We start from the raw sequence: 16,807 nt of genomic DNA on the forward strand, positions 1-16,807 counted from the left end.
AGCTTGATGACTCCTTGGGGGATAGTAATAAGCTAAGCAAAATAATCAACTACGCTATTTTACCTGAGGAATACTCAATTGAAGAGTTTGATAAAATTCTAACCTCTGCAAACGAAACATTAGCCCTCTCCCAAGAATTAAATTACACTGATGCCATAATGTCTTATGCCGTTACCAAACTCGTTCTCCAAATTTCTAATGATTACATCAATTCCTTGCATAAACTTGTAGCCGAAAATCCAAAAGCTCACATGATTAAAGATTGGATTAAGGCCAATTTAAATAGCAACCTATCCGTAAAAGACGTCGCCGCTAACTTTGATTTCAACTACCGTTACCTAAGCCGTTTATTGAAAGCAGAAACGGGATTCACCGTTGAAAATTACATCCTTTTTTTGAAGATCAACATTGCCAAACGCCTACTTTTAGAGTCAAATTTGCCACTTAAAGTAATATCAGATAGGGCCTATTTTAATGATGAAAAATACTTTTTGCGACTGTTTAAAAAAAAGGTTGGCATTACGCCAACCTCCTATCGAAAAAACTTTATGAAAGAATTCTTAATCAATGGCAAAACAGATAAGGATAATTAAAAACTAAACTGTATCTATCCCCAAGTTGTTTCAAGCTTTGGGGATACTTTTTTAACTATTATTACCCCTGGTCTTCAAATTTAAAGTGTCTTTTTCATTAATATATTTAAACACCTGTTCACCCGCCTGACGGCCAAAAACCACCGTTTCGGCAATGGAATTACCGCCAATTCGGTTATTACCGTGAAGGCCGCCAGCAATTTCACCCGCAGCGTAAAGTCCCTTAATGGTTGCGCCATTTTGGTCGAGCACTTCCGTTCGATGATTAATGGCAAGGCCCCCCATGGTGTAATGAACGGCCGGTGCAATGTGAATGGCAAAGAAGGGCGCCGTTGAAATGTCACGGTCCATGCCGGTGGTCCGGTTAAATGCCGGGTCATTTTGATCGGCAACAGCGGCGTTCCAAGCGGTAACCGTCTGTTTCAGTGCATCCGTGCCAAAGTCTAACTGCTTTGCCAAGTCTTCCAATGACGCACCCGTATGAACTAAACCGATCGAATCGTAAAATTCAACCGCCTTAACACGGTCGCGAATACCCTGATCAAGAATCAGGTAAGCACCGCTCTCGTGTAAGCTGTCAATCGCTGCAGTGACGTTCTTTCGCGTGTCTAATTCGTTGACGAAACGGTCACCATGCTGATCAACTAGAATGGCGCCTTCACCGCGAACGGCTTCGCCAATAAGGTAAGCGTGCGGTGTATCTTGCTGGACTGTGGGGTGGACCTGCACCTGATCCATATCGACCAGTTTAGCGCCCAGTGCCTGTGCCAGCTTGATGCCATCACCGGTTGCGCCGGGTTGGTTAGTGGTCTTCATGCCCTTTAAGTCAGGCCGGTATTTGGCTAGCATCTTTGGGTTAGCCCCGAAGCCGCCGGTGGCCAGAATAACGGCATCCGCAGTTAGCGGTCCGCTTTGTCTGCCCGTGGTGGCCCGCACGCCGCTGACTCTGCCATCCAAATCAGTGGTCAGCTCAGTGACTTTTAACCCAGCAAACAGCGGAATATGGGCTTTTTGGACTTGCTTAAGCAGCTCGGTAACCAGAAAGCCGCCGATTGCTGCAAGTGAACTGGGTCGATGTGTCCGCATTTTACTCATCCCGCCAGTGATTGTGAGCGCGTCCAGCCGAATATCATGGTCAGCCAGCCAATCGATGGCTAAAGCGGCGTGTTCGGTAAAGTACTTCAGCAGTTCCGGGTTATTTTGACCGCCGCCGCCCTTTAAGGTTTCATCGTAGAATGCTTGATAACTGTCCACCACATGGTGCTTTAACTGTACGTTGGTTTCCGCGGCGTTCATGCCTGACGAAGCCCGGTTCGTGTTGCCGCCCAGCTGCGCCATCTTTTCAATGATCACGGGTTTTAAACCTAACTCGTGTGCCTGAATGGCCGCTGTCATCCCGGCTGCGCCTGAACCAATCACGATCACGTCATAGTGCTTACGCAGCTGCGTGAGTGAAGTCGGTTGAAAATGAAATTTTTCCGCCATTATTGTCCCCCTGTCTTTAAATCAATGAACTGATCACTTATTTTTGTCAATATTCGTCATGTCGATCGGCACGACCCATTTATCGTATTCTGCTTCCGTCAGCAAGCCTGATTTTAAGGCCGCTTCTTTCAAATTAGTGCCTTCTTTTAGAGCTTTCTGGGCAATCGTGGCACTTTCGTGATAGCCGATATGCGGTGATAACGCCGTCACGATCATTAACGAACGGTCCACTAATTCAGCCATCCGCTTGGCGTTAACGGTCAGCCCATGGATCATCTTATCAGCAAAGCCGCGCATGGTTCCGGTCAGTAATTCAGCCGATTCAAGGAAAGCTGCGACCAAGACCGGTTTGTAAACGTTCATTTCAAAATTACCTTGGCTAGCGGCCATATCAACGACCACGTCATTACCCATGACCCGGACCGCCGCCATGGTCAGGGCTTCCGCCTGCGTTGGGTTTACCTTGCCGGGCATGATGGAAGATCCCGGTTCGTTTGCCGGAATGTTTAATTCACCGTAACCGGCACGCGGGCCAGATGCCAGGAACCGCACATCGTTAGCGATCTTCATCAGATCGGCGGCCAGCGTTTTAATGGCGCCGTGAACCACGTTTAACCCGGAATGGTGAGCTAGACCGTAGAATTTATTGGTCTCCGCGGTAAAGTGCAGATGATAAACCTGACTCATCTTATCGGCAATGATATCCGCAAAACCAGGAGCAGCGTTTAGGCCGGTTCCAACCGCGGTACCGCCCATCGCTAATTCACTCAGAGTCTTCCCCAGTGTTTGCAGGTAAGCTAAATCGTGTTCCAAAGCACTGACCCAGCCAGAGACCTCTTGGCCAAAAGTCAGCGGCGTGGCATCTTGCAGGTGGGTCCGGCCAATTTTAACCGTCTGCCAGTACTTTTCCTGCTTCACTTTTAATTCATCAATTAAATGCTGGGTGGCTTCTTCCAAGCGGCTGACTGCCTTGGCCGCCGTGATGTTCATGGCCGTTGGGAAAATGTCGTTAGAACTTTGGCCCTTGTTAACGTCATCGTTTGGCAAGATCTCGATTGCCGCGTTGAGTTTAGCCGCCTGGTGAGCAACTACTTCGTTGACGTTCATATTGGTCTGCGTCCCGGACCCGGTTTGGTAGACCACCAACGGGAAGTCCTGGCGCAAGTCTGCGTCACTGAGTGCCAGTAAGGTATCAATTGCTTTCACGATTAAATCGGCCTTGGCACTGTCAAGCGTCTTTAATTCCTTGTTGGCAACAGCGGCCGCCCGTTTGATTTGCAGCAACGCCTTGATGATTTCAAGCGGCATTTTTTCGCCAGTGGGAAAGTTCTGCCGGCTTCTTTCGGTTTGCGCGCCCCAGAGTGCCGCGGAAGGTATCTCAACTTCGCCGATCGTATCTGATTCAATTCTGTAATCTGCCATTTTTTAACCTCCATTGATCTTTGACTGCTATGTAGTGATCCTTAACGCCATATCAGGATAGTCTAAATTCTACACCATTAAAACCACCGTTTGCCATCCCGTTTAAATTTTCACGTACGAGAAATAACTTCAATTTACCACTCGTTTAGAACCGTTTTACCGCAATTTCAACCGTAATTTAGCCAGACTCATGTTAATCTGTCTGATTCTATAGTAGAATTGATTTCTAATTAAGTTCGTCTTTAACACGCTATTTTTAGGAGGAAAATTTTTGTCCCGTTTTAAATCCTTATTTATCGGTTTTTTAATTTTATTTACCGGCTCGATCACCACTGCTTGCGGCAACCAAAAGAAACCAACGCAGCCAGTCGAAAAAGTGGCACTGGTGAAGTCTGGACAAACGGCTCGGCCACGGATTTGGTATCATTTTTCCCTGCCTCAAAGCCGGGTAACGGCAAAGGATCCCGTCAACGCCCTCTTTGTGCTCAAAAATGGTAAGGCCACCACCTATATGCTGCCGACTGGTAACCATCAGGCGACCCTCAGCCGCCTCTCTAAAATGTCCACTGCTAAACAAATCAAGTGGGCTAAGGCGCAGGATCGGTCCGCCTTTCAATCCGGTGTTAAGGCACAGCAAGCCAAGGTTAAAGACAGCATCCGCGGTATTAAAACGGATTTGAAACGCCTGCAGCAGGCCAAAAGCGATCCGTCACAGATCAAAGCCTTACAGCAATATTTAAAAATCAACGAGGCCATTCATGATAATCCCAGCAAATATGCCAAACCTGTCTCCTACCCGCTAACGGCAAACCAACAAGTTCACGGTGAACAGTTCGGCCTAAAGCTCTACCCCGTAAAGACCGTCCAGTACGGTGACGCCAACGTGATTATGGCTAGTGAACTTTCCCTGACTAATGACACCTTTAGTCAGCGGATCCAACCACGTAAAATCGGCAGTCATTACTATGGCGGCTACGGTTCTGATGTGAACGCCGATCACTATTTGATCCTGGCACAGGTTCCTAAGCAAACCCGCATCGTTTACGATCAGCAAAAAACTACCGGTGTTTCTAAACCAGCTACTGCCGAGTAGCAGTTATACTTGTTAGCTAATAAAAGCCCGATAAGCATTTATTTGACATGCTTATCGGGCTTTTATTTAGTCTTAGACGATCCCTTTACTTTTGCTGACCTTCATTCATCATAGTGGCTTCACCGTTCTTGACAGAAAGAATCACGGGACCGCTCTTTGATTGCTTCACTTTCAGCGTATAACTGCCGTTTAATGACTTGTCAATGGACCGTGACATCTTTAAATAGTTATCAGACATGGTCTTAATCGACTTGGCATTTGTCTTAGGATACTTCCACATGGTCGTCACGGCCTTCACGTATTTAGCGTTAGTCGGTGTAATTGTATACGTTTTGGTTGCCTGATTAAAGCTGACATCCCCGACATTTTTGCTATACGACTTTTGCAGCTGCTGTAAAACGTTCTGCTCACTTTTATGTTGTTGCGCAATTGATGCAGATTCTGAACTCTTTTGTGCAAAGTATTGGTTGGAGTGCACGTTGGTCGTTCGTGACGACGGCTGAGTTGGTTTAGGCTTTACCCAACCGTTTTTATAAACGTAGCCAAAGCTGAACAGCAGCCCGACCACACTAATGATCGTCAAAATCTTAGTCGTACCAACCAATCCGTCATAGTGAGCGGCGTACCACCAAGAAAATCCCCCCATGACAGTCATCAAAACAAATATAAATACCAAAATAATCCCCATTTTAGTTTGCCCCCTAGTTATAAAATCGAAAAGCTTCAAATCGAACCTCTTCAATTCTCGTTAATATACTTATTCATTATAATCCTTTCACCCTAAGTAAGACTAGGGGGAAGCACGCATCTAAACGATAAGCAGCGATTCATACAAAGCCACAAATTTGTATCAGCCAATAGCACAAAAAAGGTGACCCCGCAATTGAGATCACCGTAAATTCCTATTCCTGCCATTTCAATGTTAGTTCAACTTCACCCGTATCAGAATCCACCGCACGATCAGTTTCATCAAAATCGTGCTTTTGGCAGAAACGGACGGCCTTAGCATTTTTTTCGTAAACGTTTAGCCGAATTTGTGAATAGGCCGACTTTAGTGCAAACAATAGAAGGCTGCCAATCCCCTGATCCCGATGACCCGCTTTAACGAAGATGCCCGCTAAGTAATGTGTCATCATCTCTGCGAAACCAACAATCTGATCATCCTGGTAAACCACGTAGATGATCGCCTTTGATAATTGTTGTGATCTTTCAGCAACCTGGTTTTGCCAATACTTAGCAGCAATAAACGGGTGAGAATCTAAATTACCTGCGAGCCAAATAGCCATCAACGCCTTCTGATCTGCTTCAGTCAAGTTCTCCAGTTTTTCAACTTTCACTTTTGACCCTCTCTTCTCATTTTCTCTTCTAACGCCACTTCTAAGTTACGCCGCTGAGTGATAAATGGCAAGTTTTCAGTCATTTGAAAGACCCGTTTTAGGCACAATTAATTTAACCCCAAATTAATGTTGCACTCATTTATTTTTAATGTTATAGTAATTGCAATTCAACGAAGAAGGCAGCTTGCACGCGGTTCCTTCCGAGTTGAAGAAGTAGTATGTAACTGTCTTACATAGTGGATTGCTTAGACTAAACTGGAGGACTTGCGTATGAAAGAAATTAAGGTCAATTGATTATGGTGCTTTAGTGACCACTACTAATTTTGCTCATCAAGCAATAGCGGTTCTATAGCAACATAGTTGAGCCATTTGAACGAACACTTGACGTACAAGTTTCATTCTCACAACATTCAACTTTTTAGGATTTGACGTCGCGCGTTAGCTGACATATTCAGCTAACGCGTTTTTTGTGTTATCTTGGATTTAAACGATTTTTATGGAAAGCGTGACTTTTAGATGATTCAAAAACAATACTATGGTTTAGGTACCACCATTACTCTTTCGGTAAACCCGCCAGCAACCGAAGCAGACTTAGACGCTGGCAACCACTTGATTGAACACTACGAAGATATTTTAACGGTAAACCGGCCCGTTTCCGAAGTGATGTCTGTTAACCACGCAGCTGGTCAAAAACCCGTTCCAGTATCAGAAATCACCTATAACTTAATTAAGCGTGCAGTAGAAGTCAGCCAATGGCACCTGGGCTTTAACACGGCCATTGGCCCACTGGTGAAGTTATGGAAAATTGGCTTCGACGGCGCTAACTTACCAGCTGATTCAGACATTAAACAGCGGCTTAAGCTGATTGACCCAACTGATATTCAGCTGGATGATACCAAGCGAACCGTTTTTCTCACCAAAGCCGGTATGGAAATTGACCTGGGTGCGATTGCTAAGGGATACATTGCTGATGCCATTAAGGCGTTATGGGTTTCCCGCGGCGTTAAAAGCGGCATTATTGACCTGGGAGGAAATATTCTGTTAGTGGGCGACAGTACCCACGCAAACGGTTTGTGGCGCATTGGCGTACAAAATCCGTTGAAGCAGCGCCACGTGGCACTGGGCGTTCTGACCACCCCTGCCAAATCGATCGTGACCTCGGGTATTTATGAACGTTACCTGGTGATCAATGGGCATAACTACCACCACATGTTTGATTCCAAAACCGGCTATCCCATTCAAAACGACCTGGAAAGTGTCACCATCATCAGCGATTTATCCATTGATGGTGATATCTGGACGACCGAGGCCTTCTATCAGGATATCGACAAAGGGATTCCGCTCATTGAAAAGCAGCCGAACCTAGAGGCCATTTTCGTCACCCGTGACTTCAAGGTAGCCATCACTTCAGGATTAAGGGACCGTTTCGCGTTAACGGACGAGCAGTACAAAATCATTTAACGTTAATAATGCCCATTCCAGCAAGCCTCGCCGGAATGGGCATTATTAACGCTAAATTCTGAAATCTATCGTGTTTGTTACACACGTTCATTATTAATCCGTCATCAACGGATACTTCTTCGTGACTAACCCGGTGAGGTAAACCCCTAGTCCAAGCACTAACAGTAAGAAGAAGGTCGTCCCCAGGAAGAAATCTAATTTCTGCAGCCACGAATAGCCCACAAAGCCGATCAGCCACCAAATAAAGTTAAGCGGCAACGACAGCCGCTGGTGCATCAAAAAGACGCTGACAAATAAAATGGCAAACAGCGGCGTAAAGACTGCTCCGATAGCAGACAGGAAATTTTGATAGTACGCCATCGATACAAACAGTGCGATCAGTAGGCCCAGAACCGTGACCCCCACCGCAAGCAAATTAACCGATTTCGTTTTTACCACGTTAGCAATGTTAGTCGCGGCTGAGTAAGCATCCATGAAGGTCGTTGTCACCGTTGAGAAAACGATCACCAAAAGGGCCACCATTCCCATACTGGAATGGGAAAGCACCGTGGTAAAGTCTGATTGTCCAGTTAAAATAACGGTGAACAATCCCAGTGAAAACATGGCCACACTGGCAATAAAGTAGCCGCTGACACTGGCCATACTCGTTTTAAACGGCTGCTCAGTATGCTGCGTATAATCACCGATCAGCGGTAACCAGGAAAGCGCCATAGTCACGTTCAGTTCGACGGCACTGCCGAAACTCAGCGGTGCTAGGTTAGCACTGTTCTGCAACCGGCCTTCCTTGATAATGGTCCACAGCATCAGCAGCATCCCGATTGCTAACAGGACAACAATGACGTTGTTGACTTTAAAGAGCCATTCGTGATCCATTAACAGCCAAACAACGATCAGAACCGCTACGATCAGTGACATGACTAAAACTGAACGATAGTTGAATAACGCTTTTGACAGGCCGTTCATTGCCCGTTGTGCGTTAACGATCATTACCGCTGTCCAGCCCAGCAGCTGCAGCGCATTCAGTAGTGAAAACAACCAGACACCTTGCTGACCAAAGACCGTTTTAGTGGCTTGGATTGCCGTCCGGTTTTGCTGTGCCGATAAGTAACCAGCTGGCAGTAAAAAGACAAAGCAGCCGATAACGTGGCCGATTAAAATCGCCAGCAGTCCACTTTTCCATCCTAACGGTGCAATCAGCGTTCCAGTCACGATTTCAGCAATTGAGATCGCCGCACCCATCCAGAGCAGAAATAAGCCGCTTGGTTTAGTATTACCCATTAAAGAAACCCTCTTCCAATAAAAAAGCCTTCCAGCCGCAGTTGGTTCCGCGCACTGAAAGACCATCATTAAGTTTGATGTTCACGTACACTTTTTCTTGCAAGTATTAACGCTACAGGTTCAAAGGGACCAGAATCATCTATCTCAGCCAATGGCGTCCCTAGTGTATTTTATAACCACTCATATTTTAACATACTTACGGAAATTTCGAGTTCGTTGTAAACAGTAATTATTACAGTTTAATTAAATCAAGTCAAAGTAGTAGCCTTTTGACCCGATTATTGGTAAATTAGAAACGTTGTTGTGACGGTATAAAATACTACTAACACCATTGACCTGGCAATTACTTAATGAATTTGGCGCAACATATCACTAAGTTATTGGAGGCAAATATGGCCAAAAAGTCAAAGATTGCAAAGTACAATAAGCAACGCAAACTCGTTGCAAAATACGCCACGATTCGGCGTGAATTAAAAGCTCAGGGCAACTACGAAGCCCTGGCACGCTTACCAAAGGATTCTAATCCTAACCGGTTACGAAACCGGGACGGGTTAGACGGCAGACCGCGCGGCTACATGCGCAAGTTCAACATGTCGCGTTTGAACTTCCGAAAATACGCTCACCTGGGTCAGATTCCGGGTGTCCGCAAGGCATCCTGGTAATCAGCTTGCAAAATCAATATAGCTAAAAAGATCTCCTTGGAACTGAGTGATGCATTTTGCATTCATCGCTCACTTCTGGGAGATCTTTTCGGTTGTGCTTATTTTTCATGAACCCCTTTGCTAACCGTAAAATGAATGAGACTGCGGTCATCAAACGACCGGTTACCCGCCACAACACCCTTAGTCGAACGATACTCATGGCTGCAACCCGGATCATGTTTTAAGACTGCTGCTAAGCCGGCTTCCGAAGCCGCTAAATCAGCCGCTGCTTTGGGATAACCGTCACTCGCCAGCACAATTTGGTGGGGTTGATTGGTTAACGGATAAACTTTCAGTAACGCCTCAGGAATCGACTGTCCGTTAAAAATAGCGTAGCCCCACTCACTATCAGCTGAATTGGCAAACCGCGTTGCCTTTAAGATCCACGGTAAAATGGCTTTGCGGCCAGGATCAGACTGGCTGCCGTTTTCAGGCGACAAACGCAGAATCAGACTGCGCATATTCGACAAGACTAGGTCACTGGGTTTGGGGTTCGTCAGTAATTTGCCGTCCAGGTTAATCTGAGCGTCACCCACTTGCCACAGTTCATTACGAAAGCGCGAATAAATGACCGCCACTGCCTGCAACCCTTGACTCTGACGGTCCGCCGTAAAGTTAATCCGATCGTAAAAAGCCGCAAACTGCTGGTTCACTTGCCCGATCAGTGCCGCTAACGTCGCATCCTTAGGTAAGCGCTCGATCACACCCGCAATCATGGTAGAGGCTAATTTGCCAGTTGTCTTACCGTGATATTCAAACTTGGACTTACTGGTGACACCATCAACGATAGCAATGAAATCAGGTGTATTCACAATGGTGTCTTCGCACTTTTCATCACTCACTTTACCCCGCACAAACGCTTCTTGAACTTTAACTGATACCACAAATATCGCCTCCAACAATTGCTTCTAGGTCCATCATAGCGATACGATGATGAGTTTGTTAAGTCAGACAACTCAATTCGTGTCTTTTACTTGGCGATTCAGGTCCAAACCGTATACGATAAAAAACGGTATTCCCGCGTACGGAGAATACCGTTTTTCTTGACGTCTATTTTGGCACTTAAGCGAGTTGCTTTACACTACGCTTCTTTGGCCACTTCTCTATTATCAGCATTGTAAATATACTGACGGGTCATCGGCAGACCAGTACCGCTTGGTGCTTTGACCAATAGGTATTGCATGACGTCAATGTTACCGCCCTTAAAGGAACCGGCGCAGGCTTGTAGATACATGTCCCACATCCGGGCAAATTCCTTACCGTACTTTTCTTCAGCCTTATCTTGAACTTTCATGTAGTTTGCATGCCACATTTCAAGGGTTCTTTGATAATGCCGCCGAAGTGGCTCAATGTCGGAAAATTGCAGCTTCGCATCCATAATGTGCTTCAGGTTTTCAGCAACGTTAGGAATGTAGCCACCAGGGAAAATGTACTTAGTAATAAATGGGTCGACCCCGGCGCCTTCGTGCTGACCAGTGATACCGTGAATCAGTGCCCGGCCGTTTGGCTTCATAAAGTCGGCAACCTTCTTGAAGTACAAGCCGAGGTTTTCCTTACCAACGTGTTCAAACATCCCAACGGAAGTCACATAATCAAACTGATCATTCACTTCACGGTAGTCTTCTAACAGTACGTTGACCTTACCTTCAAGGTGACGGTCTTTGATCTGCTGCTGTGTGTAGTCGTACTGTTCCTGACTAAGGGTGATTCCAGTAGCTTGCAAATCGTATTCTTCAGCTGCCATAAACAACAAAGTTCCCCAGCCGCAGCCAATGTCTAATAGGCGTTTACCGGGTTCAGAATTCAATTTGTTTAAAATATGATGCATCTTGTTTACTTGGGCTTCTTCCAAGGTGTCATCATCATGTTCGAAGTAGGCACATGAGTAAGTCATGGTCTTGTCCAGCCACATTTCGTAGAAATCATTCCCAATATCGTAGTGACTCTGAATGTCTTTTTGACTATTCTTTTCGGAATGGGACATTTTTGGAAAATGCTTGATGAACGGGTTATTAGTTAAAAAACTATGGTCAGTTCGATAGGCTGAAGCAACTAATTCTTCAATACTGCCATCAATTTCAATAGCACCTCGCATATAGTCTTCAGCTAAAGTCAAAGTCGGCTTGTCAGTAAAGCTCTTCAACGGAAGTTCTTCGTTAAACCGAACCTTAACAACCGGTTCGCCGTCACCATAAGTTTCTTCTTTGCCATCCCAATAAGTTACTGAAACGGGAATATCAAATGCACGGCTCAATAATTGTCGATACACGGTCTTCTCTAACACGTAAATGCCTTCTCTCTTATAGAAATTAATATTGCACAATTAATTAATATTGTTAACTTAATTGACATCCAATACTAACTAACTGGTTAGATTACAAGTCATCGCCTGTTTTGTCAACGATTCTGGCCCTCATTAATAAACGAATAGAGTCGTATGATCTGTGCAGTATAGTGAATCTACGACCATCATTGTGGGAGCTGGGATTCCCCCCTAAATAGCGGTAATGATATAAATTCTAATTAACTTCTCATTTAAGGCATCCGTTTTGAACAGGGGCGCCCGCAGTACTAACACGTCTTACTCGCCCCAATAAAGCTTGACAGATACAAAAAAGCAGAACCCAACTGGATTCTGCCTAGCTTATTATTAATTGTCTAATGACGCTCAGCCGCGCAAATTGATCATTAAATCAACCTGGCCTTGATCGCGTGATTTAATCTTTAATTCATTCTGGGCATTCGTTGTTGCCAGCTTACCCTTCTTGATTAAGTTTTGGATCAGTCGCTGACCAAAGCTATTGCTCATTCCTGTAATCATCCAAGTTCGTTTCATATGCCCAGCTCCCTTCAAGCATGCATTAATTGGAGAATATAATACGCCTAATTCCTATGAAGTCAAGCCTAAAAGTCAACCTTTAAAAATTCGTTAATTGACTACTATATTGTGTACCATTCAAATACTGCTTCCCCCGCTTAATCCCTCCCGACGTCTAATGATTGATTTCTCTAGAAGATTTTTAAGTGCTAAAATAGCGGCATTAACACCAAAGGAGAGTTGCTATGATTTTACAACGCGATAATTTGCCTAATATCGATCAGATTTCTGAAGAAATGAGCCACGTGTTAGGTGATTATGACACCACTGAACTGCGTCAATTCTTTGTTTACTATCAGCAGTGTCAGGCAGGTGCCAAGGAATTTGGCACTAAATTAGAGAATCTTGACAGTGAATTTGAAATGCTTGATAACCATAATCCCATTCACCATATGGAAACGCGCATGAAATCTCCACGCAGCCTCATCCGTAAACTGGCTAAAAAGGGGCATGACTTCTCTTTTGATGCCATTAAAAACAATATTTTTGATATTGCTGGTATTCGGGTGATCACCAACTATCTTGACGACATTAACACCGTGGAAAACGCGCTGACCAAGCAATCTGACGTTACTTTACTGAAACGTAAAGACTATATTTCCCATCCTAAGCCCAGCGGTTACCGGAGCCTTCACTTGGTCGTTTCCGTACCCGTTTTTCGTGCTAACGGCCCCGTTGCCACCCCTGTCGAAATTCAGCTACGAACAGTTGGGATGGATATGTGGGCGAGTTTAGAACACAAATTGCGATACAAAACTGACGTTAAAAAAGCAAAAGTTGAACAATTCAGTGATCAACTAAAGAACTACTCGAGTGAACTTAATCAAATTGAAACGAATATGCAGCATATTTTCAATCATCTGCAAGAAAAGTAGTTCCCATGTTTCACATGAAACATTCTACCAATGATAAGGGTGCACGATAAGGACCTGTGACTTAAGTCTATATTGATAAGGATGCCATTTAATTTCCTGACTAAAACACAACGTAGGATTGACTTTTGTTCACTCCTTTAATATAGTCTTAACCCGCTCCATAACTCAGATTACGGCCATTTAACAGTCAAAAGCGCTCTCCCGATCAAAACCATCGGGAGAGCGCTTTTGACTGTTAAATTCTGGAATCTACCGAGTTATGTCACGGCTTCTAAATAACTATCTTGACCAGTTTCTCTACTGATCAAAGCTGCTTTTCCAAATTGATCATCTCAATTAAACCATCCGCACAGTCAGCCCCCTTATTGCCGCCTTTACCACCAGCGCGGCTGATGGCCTGATCCAAATTATCAGTGGTCAGCACCCCAAACATGACGGGCACAGGGCCATTCAATGACACCTGGGCAAGGCCGCTAGCCGTCTCAGCACACACGTAATCGTAATGCGAAGTCTCACCTCGAATAACCGCGCCCAGGGCAATAATGCCGTCCACTTTACCGCTATTAGCGACTTTTTTAGCGATCCGCGGCAGCTCTAATGCGCCAGGGACGGCAGCTACCAGGATGTCTGCACTATTGACGCCGTACTTTTCGAGTTGTGAAACGGCACCCTGCTGTAATTTTTGCGTTACCAATTCATTAAACTGCGCGACAACGATACCGACTTTAACATCGTTGCCAATCCTTGAATGTGTCAGTATTTGCATTTAGTTGACCTCCCTTAGTAAGTGGTGGAACTTATTCTTTTTAGTTTTTAAATAAGCTTCATTTTCCTGAGTTAATCCAGCCTCAAGGGAGATGCGCTGATTTACTCTGATGCCGTACTGCTCCAGCTGCTTAATTTTATCCGGATTATTCGTCATCAAATTGACGGTCGTCACACCCTCCTGACGTAAAATAGCAGCGGCCAGACCGTAGTTCCGATCATCTGCAGGCAAACCTAAATGTAGGTTCGCCTCAACGGTATCAAGGCCCTGTTCCTGCAATTCGTAGGCTTTTAATTTATTAGCTAAACCAATGCCGCGACCCTCCTGCCGCAGGTATAGGACCGCTCCACGGCCTGCCTGTTCGATCCGTTTTAACGCCTCAGCAAGCTGGGCACCGCAATCACAACGTTTTGATCCAAATACATCTCCCGTTAAACATTCGGAATGAAGCCGAAGCAGCAGTGGCGCTGCCCCGTGAATATTGCCCTTGGTAATGAGCAGTGTCGGCTCACCGTCTTCACTGGTTTTCAAAGCTTTCATCTTAAAGGTGCCGTAGCGAGTAGGCAACGCAACGTTAGCGATGGTTTCAATCATTTTAAGCTGGCGGTACTGCTGCAGTTCTTCAATGGTGATCAAAGGGGTCTGAGTGCCTTCCGCGTACGCTTTAAGATCCTTACGCCGAGCCATCGTGCCGTCTTTTTTCAGAATTTCACAAATGTAGGCAACCGGCTGACTTCCGGCCAGTCTAGCCAGATCCACCGCGGCTTCAGTGTGCCCGTCGCGCTCTAGTACCCCGTTATCACGGGCGATCAGCGGAAAGATGTGACCCGGGTGATAAAAATCAGCGAAATGACTATCGGTTTTTGCTAAGGCCCCAATGGTGGCAGCCCGGTCATAAGCCGAAATCCCGGTAGTCGTCGTACGAACGTCAGTACTAACGGTAAAGGCCGTTCCGTATGCATCCGTGGCATCCGTCACCATGGGTTTCAGCCCCAACCGTTGCGCCACCGTTGCACTCATTGGCACACACAGGAGACCGCGGGCTTTGGTCACCATCGTATTCACGTTTTCAGGCGAGACGTATTCAGCAAGTCCCACCATGTCACCTTCGGCTTCCCGGTCTAGTGAGTCTGCCACAATAATCAATTTTCCCTGTTTAAGGGTCTCAACTGCTGCTTCAATTTTTTGCGTTAACACTTGGTTTGTCATTGGATTGCTTCCTTTCGCTGCGCGCTCACAATGTATTTGCCTAAAATATCCGTTTCAACGTTGACTAACGCTCCGATTTGCCGCTTTCCCAACGTTGTTTGATCCTGCGTATAGGGAATAAGACTGACTGAAAAGTGTCCCGGTGTGGTTTGTGTCACCGTTAAGCTGATGCCGTCGATGGCGATCGAGCCCTTTTTGACAATGTAGTCGTCGTATTCTGAACTAATTTTGAAGGTCAATACCGTTGCGTTTTGATCTGCTGTTCGTTGGACTATTTTGGCCGTTGTATCAACGTGGCCTAAAACAAAGTGCCCGTCTAATCTTTCACTGGCAGCCAGCGCTGGTTCTATATTGACGGCATCACCCGTTTTTAACTGACCCAGATTGGTTAACCGGATCGTTTCCGGCATCGCTTCAACGGAAAGTTGTCCGGACGCCACGGCCGTTACTGTCAGGCAAATGCCATTAATTGCAAAACTATCGCCAAGTTGCGGCTTGATCGTGCTTAACATGGGAGATGCAACAGTGAGTTTCGCCGTCTCCGCCAGTTTTTCAAACGCCACCACGTGACCCACACCCTTAATAATGCCTGTAAACATCCTTACACCTTCTTTGTTTGAATCCGAATGTCGGGACCCAGCATTGAAATTGTTGGTGTTTCAAAGCGCGTTGGTCCGGATAACGCCTGCCCGACTGCTGCTGGTAAACCGTCGCCGCCTAAGATCGTCGGTGCGACGTAAACAACGAGTTCATCCACTAGATCAGCAGCTATAAAATCCGCCTGCAAGTGGCTGCCGCCTTCAACCAGCAACGACTGAATCCCGTGGTTAGCGAGGGATTGAACAACGGCAGCCGGCGTCCAGTTGGCTTTAACGAACACGTGGACATTTTCAGGCAGTTTCCTAGCTGACATGGTTTCACTGAAGAACCACGTTGGTGCGGACTGATCAAATAGATGACTATTGACGTCTACCTCATCGACATGATGTACAACAGCCGCTCTGATTGGCGGAAAGGCCATTGGCAAGGAAGTCCTCACCGTTAAGTGGGGATCATCGATGGTGAGGGTGTGCTCCCCCACTAGGATTGCCTGCTGCTGCCTTCTTAACTGCTGGGCATCTTGCTGAGCAGCGGTTTCTGTCAGCAGCGTTCGCTTTCTTTGGGCACCATTAATTTTGCCATCCAGTGACATGGCGTACTTCAACGTGATCAGTGGCCGCTGATGCTGGTAGAAATAGTTATACGCTTGGTTTAAGCCCAGGCTGTCACCCAGTATGTCAACTTTTATCCCATGACTCTTTAGTATTGCGACGCCCTTGCCACTAACGATCGGATTAGGATCCAGCTGACCAATGATCACCCGAGCAATGCCTACCTCTGCCAACCGTTTCGCACAAGGCGGCGTTTTCCCGTAGTGGCTGCAAGGCTCCAGCGTGACGTACATGGTGGCACCCTTTGCCTGGCTAATATCATCCAGTTGCGCCAGTGCATCGATCTCGGCATGGTGCTGCCCGTATTGATGATGGTAACCAACTGCTAAAACTTGCTGATCTTTAACGATCACCGCACCGACTTGGGGATTCGTCCAGGTGTCCGTTCCCCGTTTAGCAGCGGCAACTGCCATTTGAAAATACTTTGATTCGATCAAACCTCATTCACCTCACGAAAAAAGGCCTCGCATTAAAATGCGGGGCCCCGTTTATTGATAA

Annotated in this window: 17 protein-coding genes; 5 read left to right on the forward strand and 12 right to left on the reverse strand. The window is 46.0% G+C overall.

All coding sequences use genetic code 11. The annotated features are described in order from the left end of the window. Positions 1 to 14: 14 nt before the first annotated feature. The gene (locus tag CES81_RS01285) at positions 15 to 593 is read left to right on the forward strand and encodes a helix-turn-helix domain-containing protein (protein WP_089120375.1); all 579 of its coding nucleotides are present in this window, start codon (positions 15 to 17) and stop codon (positions 591 to 593) included. Positions 594 to 644: 51 nt separating this feature from the next. Here the strand turns inward: CES81_RS01285 and CES81_RS01290 are convergent, their stop codons facing one another. Further along, positions 645 to 2,078: a flavocytochrome c gene (locus CES81_RS01290; RefSeq protein WP_089120376.1), complete on the reverse strand. Its 1,434-nt coding sequence runs from the start codon at positions 2,076 to 2,078 to the stop codon at positions 645 to 647. Positions 2,079 to 2,111: 33 nt separating this feature from the next. Then, on the reverse strand, positions 2,112 to 3,500 hold the full coding sequence (locus CES81_RS01295; protein WP_089120377.1) for a class II fumarate hydratase: 1,389 nt from the start codon (positions 3,498 to 3,500) through the stop codon (positions 2,112 to 2,114). Positions 3,501 to 3,771: 271 nt separating this feature from the next. On the opposite strand from CES81_RS01295, the gene CES81_RS01300 reads away from it, so the two are divergent. Then, entirely contained in the window at positions 3,772 to 4,593 is an 822-nt protein-coding gene (locus CES81_RS01300; RefSeq protein ID WP_089120378.1) for a hypothetical protein, read from the forward strand. 85 nt (positions 4,594 to 4,678) lie between these two features. Here the strand turns inward: CES81_RS01300 and CES81_RS01305 are convergent, their stop codons facing one another. Both CES81_RS01305 and CES81_RS01310 read right to left on the reverse strand, forming a co-directional pair. Beyond that, positions 4,679 to 5,281, reverse strand: a complete 603-nt coding sequence (locus tag CES81_RS01305) for a hypothetical protein (RefSeq protein ID WP_089088021.1) — start codon at positions 5,279 to 5,281, stop codon at positions 4,679 to 4,681. A gap of 214 nt (positions 5,282 to 5,495) precedes the next feature. Beyond that, positions 5,496 to 5,930: a GNAT family N-acetyltransferase gene (locus CES81_RS01310; RefSeq protein ID WP_089120379.1), complete on the reverse strand. Its 435-nt coding sequence runs from the start codon at positions 5,928 to 5,930 to the stop codon at positions 5,496 to 5,498. Positions 5,931 to 6,446: 516 nt separating this feature from the next. Between CES81_RS01310 and CES81_RS01315 the strand changes: the two genes are divergently transcribed. Then, complete coding sequence (locus tag CES81_RS01315) at positions 6,447 to 7,391, forward strand: FAD:protein FMN transferase (RefSeq protein ID WP_089120380.1); 945 nt, start codon at positions 6,447 to 6,449, stop codon at positions 7,389 to 7,391. A gap of 93 nt (positions 7,392 to 7,484) precedes the next feature. On the opposite strand, the gene cytX is transcribed toward CES81_RS01315, so the two are convergent. Then, the gene (gene cytX / locus CES81_RS01320) at positions 7,485 to 8,669 is read right to left on the reverse strand and encodes a putative hydroxymethylpyrimidine transporter CytX (protein WP_089088024.1); all 1,185 of its coding nucleotides are present in this window, start codon (positions 8,667 to 8,669) and stop codon (positions 7,485 to 7,487) included. Positions 8,670 to 9,061: 392 nt separating this feature from the next. Here cytX and rpsN point away from each other — a divergent pair, with 392 nt between their 5' ends. After that, on the forward strand, positions 9,062 to 9,331 hold the full coding sequence (gene rpsN, locus CES81_RS01325; protein ID WP_089088025.1) for a 30S ribosomal protein S14: 270 nt from the start codon (positions 9,062 to 9,064) through the stop codon (positions 9,329 to 9,331). A 98-nt stretch (positions 9,332 to 9,429) separates the two neighbouring features. Here rpsN and CES81_RS01330 read toward each other — a convergent pair whose 3' ends face one another. The 3 genes from CES81_RS01330 to CES81_RS13430 form a co-directional block, all read right to left on the reverse strand. Beyond that, complete coding sequence (locus tag CES81_RS01330; protein ID WP_089120381.1) at positions 9,430 to 10,254, reverse strand: hypothetical protein; 825 nt, start codon at positions 10,252 to 10,254, stop codon at positions 9,430 to 9,432. Between the two features lie 197 nt (positions 10,255 to 10,451). After that, positions 10,452 to 11,654: an SAM-dependent methyltransferase gene (locus CES81_RS01335; RefSeq protein WP_089120382.1), complete on the reverse strand. Its 1,203-nt coding sequence runs from the start codon at positions 11,652 to 11,654 to the stop codon at positions 10,452 to 10,454. Between the two features lie 384 nt (positions 11,655 to 12,038). After that, positions 12,039 to 12,206: a hypothetical protein gene (locus tag CES81_RS13430; RefSeq protein ID WP_179211598.1), complete on the reverse strand. Its 168-nt coding sequence runs from the start codon at positions 12,204 to 12,206 to the stop codon at positions 12,039 to 12,041. Positions 12,207 to 12,433: 227 nt separating this feature from the next. Between CES81_RS13430 and CES81_RS01340 the strand changes: the two genes are divergently transcribed. Further along, positions 12,434 to 13,123, forward strand: a complete 690-nt coding sequence (locus tag CES81_RS01340) for a GTP pyrophosphokinase (protein WP_089120383.1) — start codon at positions 12,434 to 12,436, stop codon at positions 13,121 to 13,123. Between the two features lie 304 nt (positions 13,124 to 13,427). On the opposite strand, the gene ribH is transcribed toward CES81_RS01340, so the two are convergent. Genes ribH through ribD form a run of 4 tightly spaced genes read right to left on the reverse strand, consistent with a single transcriptional unit; the run spans position 13,428 to position 16,746 of the window. Then, entirely contained in the window at positions 13,428 to 13,889 is a 462-nt protein-coding gene (ribH, locus tag CES81_RS01345; protein WP_089120384.1) for a 6,7-dimethyl-8-ribityllumazine synthase, read from the reverse strand. Then, positions 13,890 to 15,098: a GTP cyclohydrolase II gene (gene ribA / locus CES81_RS01350; RefSeq protein WP_089120385.1), complete on the reverse strand. Its 1,209-nt coding sequence runs from the start codon at positions 15,096 to 15,098 to the stop codon at positions 13,890 to 13,892. It abuts the gene before it with no gap. Next, positions 15,095 to 15,697: a riboflavin synthase gene (gene ribE / locus CES81_RS01355; RefSeq protein WP_089120386.1), complete on the reverse strand. Its 603-nt coding sequence runs from the start codon at positions 15,695 to 15,697 to the stop codon at positions 15,095 to 15,097. The genes ribA and ribE overlap by 4 nt, the downstream gene beginning before the upstream one ends. A 2-nt stretch (positions 15,698 to 15,699) precedes the next feature. Then, positions 15,700 to 16,746, reverse strand: a complete 1,047-nt coding sequence (gene ribD / locus CES81_RS01360; RefSeq protein ID WP_089120387.1) for a bifunctional diaminohydroxyphosphoribosylaminopyrimidine deaminase/5-amino-6-(5-phosphoribosylamino)uracil reductase RibD — start codon at positions 16,744 to 16,746, stop codon at positions 15,700 to 15,702. Positions 16,747 to 16,807 lie beyond the last annotated feature (61 nt).

Source organism: Secundilactobacillus pentosiphilus (assembly GCF_002217985.1).
Classification (GTDB): domain Bacteria; phylum Bacillota; class Bacilli; order Lactobacillales; family Lactobacillaceae; genus Secundilactobacillus; species Secundilactobacillus pentosiphilus.